Raw genomic sequence first — 14,042 nt, 5'->3', positions numbered from 1 at the left:
TTTAAAGTTAGAATACAAATATTTAAAAAGGTATTAGGGGCAGATTGCCCAATATTTGGCATTCATTATAATGAAGTACCAAATATATGTATTTTATTTAACATAGATTTAATAGTTATTAAAAAAACTTAATAAATATTTATTCTTAAGATGAAACCCACCAAGCAAAACTGCCCAAAAACCAAAATAAAGGCATTTTACGCCCCTTCAGTTTAAAGAAATATTCGATTTTAGTCGAATTTTTTCTAAAACTTGCCGTCCTACCAAATCCCCTTGCAACTGCCCCTGCTCAATAGCCGAGCGGTAATGAATACCTCCATACAGCCGACTTATGGCCGCTTCATTGCAAGCATGTCGGAAGGAGGTAAAGCTCCTAACGGGTAGCCCATACTCCACTTCGGTATGGTCGTCAAATGCATGGTCGTCGCCAATAAGGGCGGTAAGCACAACGGCTGCCGCGGTAGATATGACACTATGCCCACTCGTATACTCAGGAAAAGGGGGCGTTTGCAATGCAGGCCGCCACGATTCGTCGATATGCGCATTAATAAAGGTTTCGGGCCTGATCAACTGACTCCGGTATTTTTCGTCCCAACAGCTTATAAAACCATCGAATAAGGCGATGGAGGTCATCAAATAGGTAGCGCTCGTGGCCGTCCAACCCAAATGAGCGGACTGGGCCACCTGCCCAGCTATAGACATCCAATGTCCTCCAGGGGAAAGCTTTTTAGTAGCAAAATTCAAATGCCCTTGGGTATTTAGGAAAAATGGATTACAATCCCAAAAGCTGGCCACTGCTACCTGCTCTGGGTCCAACCGCTGGGTAACCCGGTACACCTCATACACCTCTTGCATAAAACGGCTGGTAGTGTCGAGGCTAAAGGCCGGAGGAGGCGCAGGCTTAAACTGGCTAGCCGAATCGAGGGCCACCGGCCTGATCATGTTCCAGTTAGGCTCTATAGCATCCATATAGGCCGGAGGAGTGGGGGTCCATTTCCCTGGCTGCTTGGCATAGCGGTATCGTCTTTTTTTACGCGTTTCGGCATAAAAATCGCTAGAGGCCCATTCCAAAATGGCCCGACTCACCCGCTCGCCGAATCGTATAGAGTGGGCATAGGTAACAGAGTCGGGTACCACCCTTTCCTTCAGGATTACCTGGAGGCTATCATCGAGTATCTTTTCTGAAAAAACCAAGGCGGCCCCTGTCTTCCAAAAAGCGTATAAAGCGGCCAAAGGGAGGTCGACCGTCTGCTCGGGAGGCTCTATGGCGGGAAACCCGCCGATCTGCCCTTGCAGGCTATGGTAGGATGTATCTCCAAGCACCAACACTTCATAAGCGGCTACATTGGCATACAGATAAACCCGACTAGCCACTGGAGGAGAAAAAATATCTCTCACAATGGTCCTTGTCAAGTTCTTCTCTGCCCGGTGCATCAGAGCGGTACCGCCTTGACCCTGGGCCTTTCCCACCGTAACGAAGGCCAAAAGTAGCCCTATCACGCCAATACAACGGGGTAGCTGCAGTCCTAAGTTGATAGATGGTTTTGTCATTTGATTTCAAATAATAGTGGTTGGTCGTCATTTCTTCCGACAAGGATTCTCCTCCCCAGGCCGATCATGCTCCGGACATCTCCCCCCGCCCAAAAGCCCGATTGGGAGGAAGGAAGGGCTTCGAACTGGAACGGGGCTATTTGCTTCAGCACATTACCTACAGAAGCATCGCAAGGGCCTAGCTGTACCCTCAACGGCATAAAATTCCCCGCCAAAAACAAATCGAGGCGCTGGTCTCCATCCACATCATAGGGCACTATTCCACTAATTCGGGAAAGCTGGGCCATGGCTGGCAACTGATGAATCTCAAAATTAAAATCGCCTTTATTTTCTATAATGATACTCGACAGCGTCTTACATACCAATCGCGGGGCATCGGCTACGGCTTGGCGTCCAAAAATGGAATCGATAGTAGCATCAGCAAAAGATTGGTAGGTAGTATATTTCTTTTTTAGGGCGGGTATCTGGTCCAGCAGCTCGTCTCTGGAGAGCATTGGAAAGCTCGTTTCCCCTATAAAATAAGTCATGATGGGGTCCACCAGTCCATTGGAGTCGAAATCGTCGTAATAAAGGACCATGGGTTTTTCGATGCTAGCCGCAAACTGGTTGTTACGTCCCAGATTGCCTACAACAAAATCCAGGTCTCCATCCCCGTCGATGTCTACGGGTTCCAGCATGGCCCAAAGCCCCTCGGTATCATGGAGGGCTGTAGCCTCTATTTCCTCCATGGCGGTTCCCGTATTTTTAAAAGTCCTAATTTTCATCCAGTCCCCGCTAAGAATCAGGTCGGGGAGGGTATCGGAGTCGAGCCTTACAAACTGTGCGCCTGTCACCATACCCGGAGTCATAAGGGCGGGGCTCCAAGCTTCCGTAACATCGGTAAAGCGAATGTGGCTTTCATCGCTGTCGTTGCGAAGTATATAGCTCCTAGCCGCCATAGGGAAGGCCCCCGGAATAGCACGCCCCCCTACGAAGAGGTCGAGGTCACCATCCCCGTCTATATCGGCGGTGGTGATACATTCTTTGGGGCTTTTCATAGCAGGCAAGGCCAATATCTCCTCTTTCCAATTCCCCTGCCCCCTATTAATATACAGATGATCGCGATATTCGGCGGCCTGGTCTTCGTACTCACTTCCTCCACTCACCACATACAGGTCGGGGCGGCCGTCCCCGTTGGCATCAAAAAACAAGGCATCGACCTCCTCAGCCCCCACATGAGCACGCCATGGCTGCTGTTCGTTAGCCATAAACCGCCCATCTGATAGCTGCAAATAGAGTACGCCAAACTGATGGGCAGCCCCTCCAAAGAACACATCTTCGAGCCCATCTCCGTTTACATCGGCTTTGGCCAGGGCAGGCCCGAATTTTGAAAGTTGGTAAGGCAAGAGTACTTCCACTTTAAAATCTACAAAGTCGTTTTCCTGATGGATAAAATCCAAACCCAGTTCTCGTGGCTGAAGCTCCTTTACCAAGGCCACGGGGGCTGGCTTGGCGTTAGTGGGCAAGGATTTGCCTTCTTTTTCACTTAACGTAAGCCGCGTTTGGCTCACATCATATAGCAGGGTTTGTTTTTGGGAGGGCCAAAGGATCCGTATAGAGTCGGCTTTGGTAGCCGTGCCTAAGCCAAAATGCAAATGACTGGTTACTGTCGACTGATAGCCCCTTACGGGATAGAGTTCGGCATATTGAGCTCCCCCATGGGCATACACCCAGGCCTTGGTGCCATAGGCTTGGGTATTGGCTCCCTCCCCTTGTAGGGTCAGAACGATTGATTTCTGGGTGGCGCTATTTTGATAGACCGACACGAGCTCATTGATATTGGAAATGAGCAAGTCTAGATCTCCATCCCCATCGAAATCGGCATAGGCTGCGGCATTAGACACCTGTTCGGTATCGAAACCCCATTTCTGGGAGACATCCTCGAATAACAACTCCCCGTTCTCTCCTTGCCGATTATGATACAAATAACTCCTCAGCTTATTGGAAGGCATCTTTTTTACCAAATCGTAGGTCTTAAAATTAAGATTGCCCTGGGCAACGGCTTTTAACTGCTCGTCGGAAACGGTATATTTAAGAAAATCCATATTGGTAAAGTCTCTTAAATATCCATTGGTAACCAACAGGTCTTTCCAGCCGTCATTATCAAAGTCGGCCATCAGACCGGCCCAGCTCCAGTCGGTATTTGAGATACCTACCATCTGCCCTATTTCGCTAAACCGTACCTGCCCTTGCGCATCCATTCCCTGGTTCAGATGCAGCATATTCCGCATGTTCTGGTGGTAATAACCGCTGTCGAGCAACAAATGATATTGATCGTACATATCGGGCCCCTTTAAGAGTTTCTGGCGTCGATTGTCCTCCGGAAGCATGTCCAAGGTGAACACGTCGGGGAGGCCATCATTATTAAAATCCCCCACATCGGCCCCCATCGAAAACTTTGAGACATGCGAAAACGACTTCTTAAGCGACTCCGTAAAGGTCCCATCGCGGTTGTTGACGTAGTAGCAATCCACCTCCGTATAGTCGCTGGTGGTATACAGGTCGGGCCAACCATCCTGATTAATGTCGGCGACTATGACGCTTAGTCCAAAATTGAGGGCATTATTGACAATACCCGAATGTGCGGTAACATCCTTAAACTGGAGCTTGGAGCCTGCACTAATATTCTCGAAGAGTCGGTTGCCAAAATAGGGGTTCGGCGTACTCCTCATCTCCTTGGTATTCAGAAAAGGATTGACACTGTGGTTGGAATGGTTGAGTAAAAACATATCTAGGTCCCCATCTCGATCGTAGTCGAAAAAAGCGGCCTGGGTGGACTGGGAACCGGTGGCCTGAAGGCCCGCTTCCACGGCCATTTCTTTAAATACCGGGACCCCCTTTTTCAATCCCTGATTGATATAGAGCAGGTTATTCTTATCGGAGAGTTTCTTATAAAACCCCGAATGACATACATAGATATCCAGGAGTCCATCCCCATTCACATCGGCCACGCTCACTCCTGTGGCCCAGCGCCCATTCCCATCCACCTTGGCCTTCTTGGTTACGTCTTTAAAGGCTATTGTCCCATTTTCTGACTGGTTCAAAAACAATTTGCTAGCCACGGTATTGCCCGACAAAAAGACATCGGGCTTCCCGTCGCTATTAAAATCGCCGACGCCTATACCATTCCCATTGTACAAATATTCGTAAAGAAATATATGCAGGGAATCGGATTCTTCGATCTTATTGACGAAGTCGAGGCCTGTAGCTTCGGTCCTCAGCTTAGTAAAAAGCGGCTGGGACTTAAGCCGGTAACCTACAGAAAAAAGGAAAATAAAGAGTACAAGTATTCTCATATAAGATGGTTTAGTCCTAAAATTATTGCCACTGAAATACCAGGTTATCGTCGTCAGGATCGCGCTCCACATACATCAGCATGAGGGTCATCATCTCCTGGTCGCTGCGCATATTGCCCGTCGACATCACCAGCTCTGGAGGGCTATGGGGGTTCATCGGGTTGGCAGTCGTATTGTCATAGCTCGCCTCTATATGTACCACAGCGCCTTTAGGAAGTAAAAGGGGCTTTTTATATTTATAGATTTCCTGCCAACGAAAATCCCAAGCCGGGATATGTACCAACCGTATGGTATCGCCGGCGGCGGTGGTAGCATAGGCCTTAAATTCCTTCCCCAACTGGTGCATATGCGGCCAAGCGTACAACAGAGAAACGTCGGGCTGGTTGTTGGCGATGCGCAGTCGGAACGACATGACCTCATTGGCAAAGATCATGAGTGGAGGACTTATGTCCTTTTCACCAATACCTCCCGACCCGAGGCTTATCACTTTTACCTTCCGCTTAATGGGGCTGTCCTTAAAGAAAACATTAATCCCATTCAAGCTTTCAGCATCGAGGGAAGAGGGCCCAAAATGGACCGTCAGCAGGATGACCCCCCGTTTAGGCATTACCCAGCCCATGTCTATAGGGTAGGTTTCTACTGTAGCCCCGGGGATCCAGCCCCCATAATAGGTCATATCTTTTTTGTACTTCACCCATTCATAATACCGGTCGGCGTCGGGACCGCTTAGGTCCACTACCGTGCCCGTATCATGCAAGTCGATAGCGGGATCGCTAACGGGGTGAATGGCGAAGTTGGCATGATGCACCAATTTCTTATTGTTCGAAGTAAACTCTATGGCCTCTACATTGGCCTCCGAGGCAATATCGAAGGGGATCTTAAACATCACAAAGCGCTCTGTCCCATCCCCTTTCACTACAAAAGCGTCTTTCATTCGTAGGGTCAAATCGGGCTTACGCTTGTAGGCCGTGCCGGCATCGACCCTGGCCCTAATAGCGTTTTCTGCTTTAAGGTCCACCTTACCCTTGGGTGCGCCCCCGTCTATCCATGCCATCAGCGTCCCGATCTCCGACTCCGTCAGGGAGCGGTCGTTGGCAAATTCATTATAATGTTGGTCGGCTTTCCAGGGCGGCATGTACCGCGAACTGACCACCTTCTTGATAAATTTGGTCCGCTTATGAACATCTTCATAGCTCACCAACGGAAATGGCGCCGCCTCTCCTGCCCTATGGCAAGGCACACAATTGGCATGAATGATGGGCTGTACATCCTTATAGAAATCGGGGACCTTTTGGGACATCGCATTTCCCGATAAAAATAACAACAAGAAAAGAAGGCTACTTCGACTCGACATGGGGTTTTCTGAAGATTTTAACCCTAATATACTTAATAGTATTTTAATTTTAAAAAAAAATTAAAAAGTATCCTTGCTAATCTTGTCGTTCCTTGGTCGAGGTTCTTAGTCCAAAGTCACTACCGTACCGGCATTTCCTAAAACGGCCTGAGCCAAATCATTAGCGTGACAAATGGTGACTTTACCCACCCCATCGGTCAATGCGGCGAAGGCATTATCGAGCTTAGGAATCATCCCTTTATTAATGCTACCCTTGGCTTTGTAGGCTGTATAGGTAGGTGGGGTGAGGCTTTCCAGTACGGAATCGTCGTCGTCAGGATCTGCCAATACGCCTTTTTTCTCAAAACAATATAGGAGATTAGTATCAAAATAAGTCGACAGCGCCACAGCCGTTGCAGAGGCCATGGTATCGGCATTGGTATTCAGCAACAAACCTTCGTTGCTATACGTCAATGGAGCGATAACGGGTACGAGCCCACTGGCAATCATCTGCTCAATTTGCTTCCCATCCACGGCAACAATATCCCCCACGAAGCCATAGTCGAGGCTTTTGACGGGGCGCTTTACGGAGCGAATAATACCTCCGTCGGCCCCTGTAAGCCCTATGGCGTTGGTGCCTAACGACTGCAGCTGAGCGACCAAATTCTTATTGACCAAGCCACCATATACCATGGTCACCACGTCGAGCATGGGCTTATCGGTGATTCTGCGGCCATCTACCATTTTTGTCTCAATCTGGAGGGATGCAGCCACTTGCGTCGCTACCTTCCCGCCCCCATGTATTAATATTTTGGGGCCTTTCACTTTCGAAAAGTCCTGCAGGAATCGGCTACATGCCTCCGGATTGTCGATGATATTGCCTCCTATCTTTACTACGCTTAATTGGGTACGCATGGTCATAAATAATTGTTCCAAATTTATTTTTAAGGGCTAAAGTTACGAGAAAAATAGGAAGGTTATGGCCCTTCCCCAATTTGGGAAAAGAGGGCATACTGCTCCCAGAAGGGGCAAGACGGGCTTTAAGCGATTCTTTGAGTTCAGGCGATGAAGCCTCACAAAACTAGGGATAAGACATTATTCCTGAATTTTTTTAAGAAAATTACGTTCATTTATGTATCAGTTGTAAGGGATACCGTTACTCCTACGTCTATAGTCCTAAAGAAAAATAAAAATAATAACTCAAAAACATGAATCGCAGTTTCTTCCTACTCCTCCTAATCGGTATATCCTTACTGGGCAGGCCCGTAAGCGCCCAAATTCACAAGGCAAAGGCCCAATGGACCTACACATTTTCTGAAAACACAGTTGAAAAAGGAGGCACAGTCGATTTAATATTCACGGCTACCATCGACAAAGATTGGTATTTATATTCTTCCGATTTTGATCCCGATTTGGGCCCTATGCTCACCAGCTTCAGCTTCGAAAAAAATGATAGCTTCGAGTTGGTAGGCAAGCTTAAGCCACAAAACCCCAAAACGAAGTTTGAAGAAGTATGGGGAGGTGATGTCAAATACTTTACCGGTAAGGCGGTGTTCAAACAAACGGTTAAAATACGCTCAGACAAGCCCATTATCAAAGGTACTTCGGAGTTTCAGACTTGTAGCAATGTGACGGGCCTATGTATAGCGGGGAGCGACGATTTTGAGTTTAGTGGGCTAAAAGTAACAGCCCCGGCAGAAGCGGCAGCCCCAAGCACCAGCTCACAACCCGTAGCAACCGAAGAGGCCCTCACCGCAGAAGCGCCCAACCAACCCGCCGCGGCGTCTTCCGACAGCCTAGCCGCTGCCGATGAGGCAATAGCACCTGCAGACGCCCGTGCAGACGAAATCACCACCACCGAAACAACCGACTCTGTTATGAGCGGATCCCTTTGGGGCTTTGCCTTGGCCGCGTTTTTATCGGGGCTGGTGGCTTTGCTAACCCCTTGTGTATTCCCAATTATCCCAATGACGGTGAGTTTCTTTACCAACCAGGAAAAAGGCAAATTTAAGGCCTTGCTTTACGGGGTGTCTATTGTGGTTATTTACACGCTGATCGGAACCGTCGTTTCACGGATCAACGGTCCCGCTTTCGCCAATTTCTTAAGCACCCACTGGATCCCTAATGTACTGTTTTTTGCTGTTTTCTTTATTTTTGGACTCTCGTTTCTAGGACTTTTCGAGATCGTATTGCCGAGTAGCCTGGTCAATAAGATGGACCAAAAGGCCGACCAAGGGGGCTATGCAGGGGTATTTTTTATGGCCTTCACCCTCGTATTGGTATCCTTTTCTTGCACCGGACCCATAGTGGGGAGTCTGTTAGTAGCCTCGGCCGGCGGGGAAGTACTGAAACCGATAGTAGGCATGGCGGCATTTTCGTCGGCCTTCGCTATCCCCTTCACTTTGTTCGCCTTATTTCCACAGTGGCTCAAGTCTCTACCCAAGTCGGGGGGCTGGCTCAATACTGTCAAAGTAGTTTTAGGGTTCTTGGAGCTGGCTTTAGCCTTAAAGTTCCTCAGCATTGCCGATCAGGTATACCACTGGCACCTGCTCGATCGTGAAGTATACCTGGCCTTTTGGATTGTTATTTTTGGTCTTTTGGGTTTTTACCTATTGGGCAAAATCCGTACCCCCCACGACTCTCCCCTGGAAAAGGTGAGCGTACCCCGGCTGTTGATGTCTATCATCACCTTCACCTTCGTGGTCTATATGATACCGGGTATGTGGGGAGCCCCACTGAAGGCGCTGGCGGGTTATCTACCTCCCCAGTCGACGCTCGATTTTGACCTCAATAAAAGAGCCATAGGGTCCGCTAGCCCTAGCACGGTGACGGATAAAAAATATGCCGATTTGTTTCACCTGCCCCATGAGCTCGACGGATTCTTTGACCTTAAGGAGGCCCTGGCCTATGCCAAAACGGTCAACAAACCCGTATTTATCGACTTCACCGGCCATGGCTGCGTCAACTGCCGGGAAATGGAAGCCAGGGTATGGTCGGACCCGGCGGTACTTCAACGCCTGCGAAACGACTATGTGATAGTAGCCCTTTATGTAGATGATAAAACGGAACTTCCGGAGGCGGAATGGTACACCTCTACGTACGACAATAAGGTAAAGAAATCGATAGGGGCGCAGAATGCCGATTTACAAATCGTAAAATATAATAATAATGCTCAGCCGCATTATTGCTTGGTCGACCACGAGGGGAATTTGCTTGTAAAGCCTATCAATTATGATCTAAATCCCCAGAACTTTGCTGATTTCCTCGATAGTGGCAAGGCGGCTTTTAATAAATAAAAAGCTTTTTAGCGAGGTGATTCATTGCTGATCGACCTATAAACGACCTAAAAAAGTTCTTCTTGAAGGGAAATAAACCGAAGTGTTCTACCCCTCTAACCCTGCCGGGATAGAGGGGTAGCTAGTTTCGAGCCGGCCCGTTTCACACCCAAAACCATTCACTCCGAAATCGGGCTCGCTTAAGGGGATACCCTTTTTCGCTATTTATTAATTTGGTTGCAGACGCTGAGTTGGTAGACAATAACTACTCCACGCGACCATTGATCACAAATTCACTGGAAGCAGACACACTACGGTGGTCTTTTATAGAAAAGAAACCGTATGCAAACCCTTCTTCTGGCATTTTGCAGCTAATTTTTTTACTGTCCGGATCGATTTCTGCCTTTACGGACTGCCATTTCCTATTTTCATTCGTCGACAAGGTATCCGAAGTATAATAAAAGCTGGCATTGGCTAGCGTGACCGGAGCGTTATAGGAGGCAGAAATACTCCCTTCTCCCATTCTAATGTCATTCAAAGAGGGTAAGTCGGCATAACCGTACGCTAAATGATCAAAAAATGAACGAATCTCCAATGGCTCCCAGCCTCTAGGGTGGCTATGGAGCATATCTGGTTTTATACAAACACGCCGATTCTTCTCGCTGACTAGCGAATAGCTTTTAGAATAGGGAATGACGTTATAAAACCGATCCTTATTGCCATTAATAAACAAAAATTTCACCTGACTATGAGGCAAATAAACGGAGGGATCAAAATATTGAAGCCACTTCTCTCTAAACCCACCAGATAACTGGTTGAGGTCTTTCTTAAAGACATCGGATTCGCCATAATAACCACAGCCATATACAGGTACTGCCGCCTTAAATCGGTGGTCGACCGACCCAACGATGCAAGTGAGGTAGCCCCCCCAGCTAATACCAGTTACAAAAGTCATGGAGGAGTCGACCTTGGGCTGTGCTCGCAACCAGGAATGAGCCAGAATACTGCTCGCTACAGCATGATACGTCCAGACATCTGTGAGGGGACCATTTGCTATATTGGTAAACTTTTCCTCGGCACCTTGCGCAGGTCCAGCATTTTCTAACCGATTCCCATTACCGTCTTTGCCTCCAAAATCAATAGCAATGGCGGCGTATCCTTCAGCAGCCCATTTTTCCACCCATTCCTGAAAAGCCTTTCCCCCTCCGCCGTGTAGGAGAACGACCCCTGGAAATTTCTTCTGTGAAGTTTTCCCATTCAGCATATCGGGATCAGAATAATAGGCAAAAACTTCGGTTGACTTGCCCTTATAATCGACACTTTTGAATAATAATGACTGTACCCCACTGCTTATTTGGAGCGATTTGGAATCAGGTTTTCCAAACAAAACCTTTGAGTCCCAAAACCCTTCGTTATTCCCAGCTCGATTTTGATTTGCATCATGAACAGCGTTGGATTGGGCAGTACCGTCCACAGCACAACCGCATAGCAACAGAACAAAACTAAAAATTGGGACAAAACACTTCGATTTAAAATTATCCATCTTCATTAAGAGCGCGTAAAACGTATGATATTGTCTAAGCATATTCACCATTGGCAATGAGCCATTAGCTAAAAAATCGTTTCCAGGAAAAGACGGACCGCCGATTGCACTTCGAACCAGTCGGGTTAAAGTCTTAGATAGTTCTTCCCATGCAAGAAGAAACATTATGACTATAAAGCAGTTTGCTTAACTAAAATACTTGATCGGCGCTGTAACACTGCGACGTCGCAGGCAGCAAGGAGGACAAAATGGGTCAGCTTCGGAACGGTACCCGCCGCTGGGGAGCAGAAATTCAGGGATATATATTCATTGGCTAACAACAGCACCGAACGCTAGGGCTCTTTGACTTTCAACCAATTATAGCCAAATACCAAGTTAATCAATCAAAAATCCCCCTCGGCATTGCCGAGGGGGATTTTTGATTGGACTATGTAAGCGTACCTACTCTCCTAAAGTTTTAAAAAGCATCCCTTTTTCGACTTTAGCGTCTAGGTCCATGCCATTCAGGATCGACAGGTCGGCCATTTTGCTTTCGGGCATATTATAGGCCTTCAGGGCATCTTTCAAGGTTCCTGAGCGCTGAACCGTCTTAATTCGGATGCGTTCGGGCTTTCTATTTAAAATATTGGAATTGGTTACGGCTTTAAATCCCTGGGCTACATTTTTAAACTGCGCCACATTGCCATTAAAATCGGCTCCGCCTGCTACCCCATGAATGGCATAGATATTGCCTCCATACTGAATAAGCCAGGTAGCGACCTTCGTCGTGTTGGCCTCGGTTTGGGCGGCAGGTTGTTGCCCTTCCTGAGTCTGCTGAGCGATCGTCGACACCATGACCAAAGCGGGGTTGCCATTGATGGTCGTTTTATTATTTTCAGAAACCTGCAAGTTATATCCCTTTACGACGGATTGGGCCGCCTCATCCAAGGATTTGCCTTCGGCCAAGGTAAATAGCATCATGGCCTTACCATCTTTAGAAGCCATTTGGAATTGTATGGGGCTATTTTCATACTGCCAGCCGCTAGGAACCGGGAATTGAAATCGTAGCTCCGGGTGGTAAAACTGTCCATTTTCTACGAAGCCCTGTTTGGGGTCATTTCCATAGACGATCCCCTCTATCCGTTGTAAATATTGATTCCGATTTACTTCATAATTGGCGGGGTGCTCCTTCTGATAGGCAGTGGCTAGGCCGTCCACCTTCGTCATACGGTCGCCCGGATCGGGGTGGGTAGACTGGAAAGTAGGGATACTCTGTCCACTCTTGTCTGAAAGTTTCTTTAATGTACCGAAAAAATGAGCCATTTCGTGGGCATCATACCCGATTTTGCTCGAATACTGTACCCCTATACCATCCGATTCCGTTTCGTGTTCCCGGCTATAGCTCAGCAGTAACGTCCCTACTACCTGCTGGGCTTGGTCGGCCATGCCGCGGATTTGCGGAGAAAGCACCATTCCCGCCATCAGGCCCACTTGCCCAAGGATCTGGGTGGTTTGCTGACGGGCCGAATGCCGGGCCGTAATATGGCCAATTTCATGGCCCAAAACACCCGCGAACTCCGCCTCATTATTGAAATGTGCCATAATGCCTCGGGTGAAATAGACGTAACCTCCCGGAACGGCGAAGGCATTGACCACCGGAGAGTCTACAATAAAAAACTGGTAAGGGATATCGGGGCGGTGCGAAATGCTACCCATCGCCTTTCCTTTTTCATTGATAAACGCCTGCAAATTCTTATCATCATATATTCCCATGGTGGCTACTACCGACGGGTGCGACTCCGCCCCAATGGCGAGCTCTTTTTCTTGTGACATAAATATCAGCTCCTTCTTTCCTGTAACTGGGTTCTTCGAACACCCCGACAGGAGCCACATCGTGCCCATACCAAATAGAATATGGGTAAATAGCTTGATTTTCATATATTGTGATTATTAATTATAGTGGTTCTCTAGAAACTTCCTGAATGCATATTTCAAAAAGACTATGCCAAAGGTGCTCCTAAGATCTTTCAAAGGGCCCTTGAAGGTATTCCTAATTTAATTGCATCATTTACGTCAATTTGTTACAAAAGTAACTATTTTCGGAGTTTTTTCCCGATTTAAAAACATTCCTGGCTCATCGATTTAAGCATGACTTCAAAAAAAACCACTTATAGCCTGCTTCCCAAGAGATTGGCCAAAATTGACTTTTTGGGGCTATTAGAATGCGATCCATTTGGGAACTTTCTGCTCTTAAAACGATTCTTTATTTTCATAATAGGCTGGTTTACCTATTACAGGTATACGGCCGTTAACAAGATCGAGATTACCGGTACTGAGCATTTGCTCACCTTACCCGACCACGGAGTGCTCTTTCTGGCCAATCATCAAACCTATTTCGCCGACGTCATCGCCTTTTATCATATCTTTTGTGCCACAAAATGGGGATATAAGGACACGATTTCTCCGCCTTTCTATCTATTCTCGCCCAAGGCCCGTTGCTATTATGTGGCCGCTTCCGAAACCATGAAAGAAGGCGGCCTACTTCCAAAACTTTTTAGTACAGGTGGGGCCATCACCGTCGACAGGTCCTGGAGGGCGAATGGTGAAAACGTAAAAAGGGAACTCGACAACAGCGGTCAGGATAAGATAGGACTTGGGCTTCAGCATGGCTGGGTAGTAAGCTTTCCGCAAGGTACTACCAAGCCCTTCGCGCCCATCCGGAAAGGCACGGCACACCTTATTAAGGCCCATTCGCCCATAGTGGTGCCCGTGGTGATCAATGGCTTCCGTAGGGCCTTCGACAAAAAAGGGCTCCGGTTCAAAAAACGAAATACCAGGCTGACCGTACAGTTTAAGGCCCCCATGCAGCTGGCCCCCGATGCGTCCATAGACGAGCTTGTGGCTAGGATCACCGAGGCCATAGAGCAAGTTCCTCCCGCCGATCTCGGTACGGCCTAGCAGCAGTAGCTCCCCTTGGCGATCATCAAAACGTACCCATCGGGCACGTTTCTTTCTGTCTAAAGTAT

8 protein-coding genes are annotated in these 14,042 nt (G+C 47.8%); 2 read left to right on the top strand and 6 right to left on the bottom strand.

The window, feature by feature from the left end; translation table 11 throughout:
- Positions 1-207: 207 nt before the first annotated feature.
- The 4 genes from CLV98_RS01300 to argB all read right to left on the bottom strand — a co-directional run bounded on the left by CLV98_RS01300 (position 208) and on the right by argB (position 7,134).
- On the bottom strand, positions 208-1,551 hold the full coding sequence (locus CLV98_RS01300) for a vanadium-dependent haloperoxidase (protein ID WP_109672148.1): 1,344 nt from the start codon (positions 1,549-1,551) through the stop codon (positions 208-210).
- On the bottom strand, positions 1,548-4,886 hold the full coding sequence (locus CLV98_RS01295) for a VCBS repeat-containing protein (RefSeq protein ID WP_229203155.1): 3,339 nt from the start codon (positions 4,884-4,886) through the stop codon (positions 1,548-1,550). Before CLV98_RS01295 ends, CLV98_RS01300 begins: the two co-directional genes overlap by 4 nt.
- A 22-nt stretch (positions 4,887-4,908) precedes the next feature.
- On the bottom strand, positions 4,909-6,186 hold the full coding sequence (locus CLV98_RS01290; protein WP_229203154.1) for a cytochrome c: 1,278 nt from the start codon (positions 6,184-6,186) through the stop codon (positions 4,909-4,911).
- A 159-nt stretch (positions 6,187-6,345) separates the two neighbouring features.
- Positions 6,346-7,134, bottom strand: coding sequence for an acetylglutamate kinase (gene argB / locus CLV98_RS01285; RefSeq protein WP_109673014.1), 789 nt, complete (start codon positions 7,132-7,134; stop codon positions 6,346-6,348).
- 293 nt (positions 7,135-7,427) lie between these two features.
- On the opposite strand from argB, the gene CLV98_RS01280 reads away from it, so the two are divergent.
- Positions 7,428-9,515 (top strand): protein-disulfide reductase DsbD family protein, encoded by a 2,088-nt coding sequence (locus CLV98_RS01280; protein ID WP_109672145.1) that lies wholly within the window; start codon positions 7,428-7,430, stop codon positions 9,513-9,515.
- A gap of 244 nt (positions 9,516-9,759) precedes the next feature.
- Here CLV98_RS01280 and CLV98_RS01275 read toward each other — a convergent pair whose 3' ends face one another.
- Together CLV98_RS01275 and CLV98_RS01270 are read right to left on the bottom strand one after the other, a co-directional pair.
- Complete coding sequence (locus tag CLV98_RS01275) at positions 9,760-11,037, bottom strand: alpha/beta hydrolase family protein (protein WP_158281185.1); 1,278 nt, start codon at positions 11,035-11,037, stop codon at positions 9,760-9,762.
- 441 nt (positions 11,038-11,478) lie between these two features.
- Positions 11,479-12,954: a M48 family metalloprotease gene (locus tag CLV98_RS01270; RefSeq protein ID WP_109672142.1), complete on the bottom strand. Its 1,476-nt coding sequence runs from the start codon at positions 12,952-12,954 to the stop codon at positions 11,479-11,481.
- Between the two features lie 210 nt (positions 12,955-13,164).
- On the opposite strand from CLV98_RS01270, the gene CLV98_RS01265 reads away from it, so the two are divergent.
- Positions 13,165-13,974, top strand: coding sequence for a lysophospholipid acyltransferase family protein (locus CLV98_RS01265; RefSeq protein WP_109672140.1), 810 nt, complete (start codon positions 13,165-13,167; stop codon positions 13,972-13,974).
- Positions 13,975-14,042: the final 68 nt, after the last annotated feature.

Source organism: Dyadobacter jejuensis (assembly GCF_003149085.1).
In the GTDB taxonomy this organism is placed as follows: Bacteria; Bacteroidota; Bacteroidia; order Cytophagales; family Spirosomataceae; genus Dyadobacter; species Dyadobacter jejuensis.
This window is presented reverse-complemented; position numbering and strand designations above follow the sequence as displayed.

What these genes read in the sequence shown, in the direction of transcription:
- CLV98_RS01300 (WP_109672148.1), bottom strand. Translation starts at nt 1,551, where the DNA reads ATGACAAAACCATCTATCAACTTAGGACTGCAGCTACCCCGTTGTATT.
- CLV98_RS01295 (WP_229203155.1), bottom strand. Translation starts at nt 4,886, where the DNA reads ATGAGAATACTTGTACTCTTTATTTTCCTTTTTTCTGTAGGTTACCGG.
- CLV98_RS01290 (WP_229203154.1), bottom strand. Translation starts at nt 6,186, where the DNA reads ATGTCCCAAAAGGTCCCCGATTTCTATAAGGATGTACAGCCCATCATT.
- argB (WP_109673014.1), bottom strand. Translation starts at nt 7,134, where the DNA reads ATGCGTACCCAATTAAGCGTAGTAAAGATAGGAGGCAATATCATCGAC.
- CLV98_RS01280 (WP_109672145.1), top strand. Translation starts at nt 7,428, where the DNA reads ATGAATCGCAGTTTCTTCCTACTCCTCCTAATCGGTATATCCTTACTG.
- CLV98_RS01275 (WP_158281185.1), bottom strand. Translation starts at nt 11,037, where the DNA reads ATGGATAATTTTAAATCGAAGTGTTTTGTCCCAATTTTTAGTTTTGTT.
- CLV98_RS01270 (WP_109672142.1), bottom strand. Translation starts at nt 12,954, where the DNA reads ATGAAAATCAAGCTATTTACCCATATTCTATTTGGTATGGGCACGATG.
- CLV98_RS01265 (WP_109672140.1), top strand. Translation starts at nt 13,165, where the DNA reads ATGACTTCAAAAAAAACCACTTATAGCCTGCTTCCCAAGAGATTGGCC.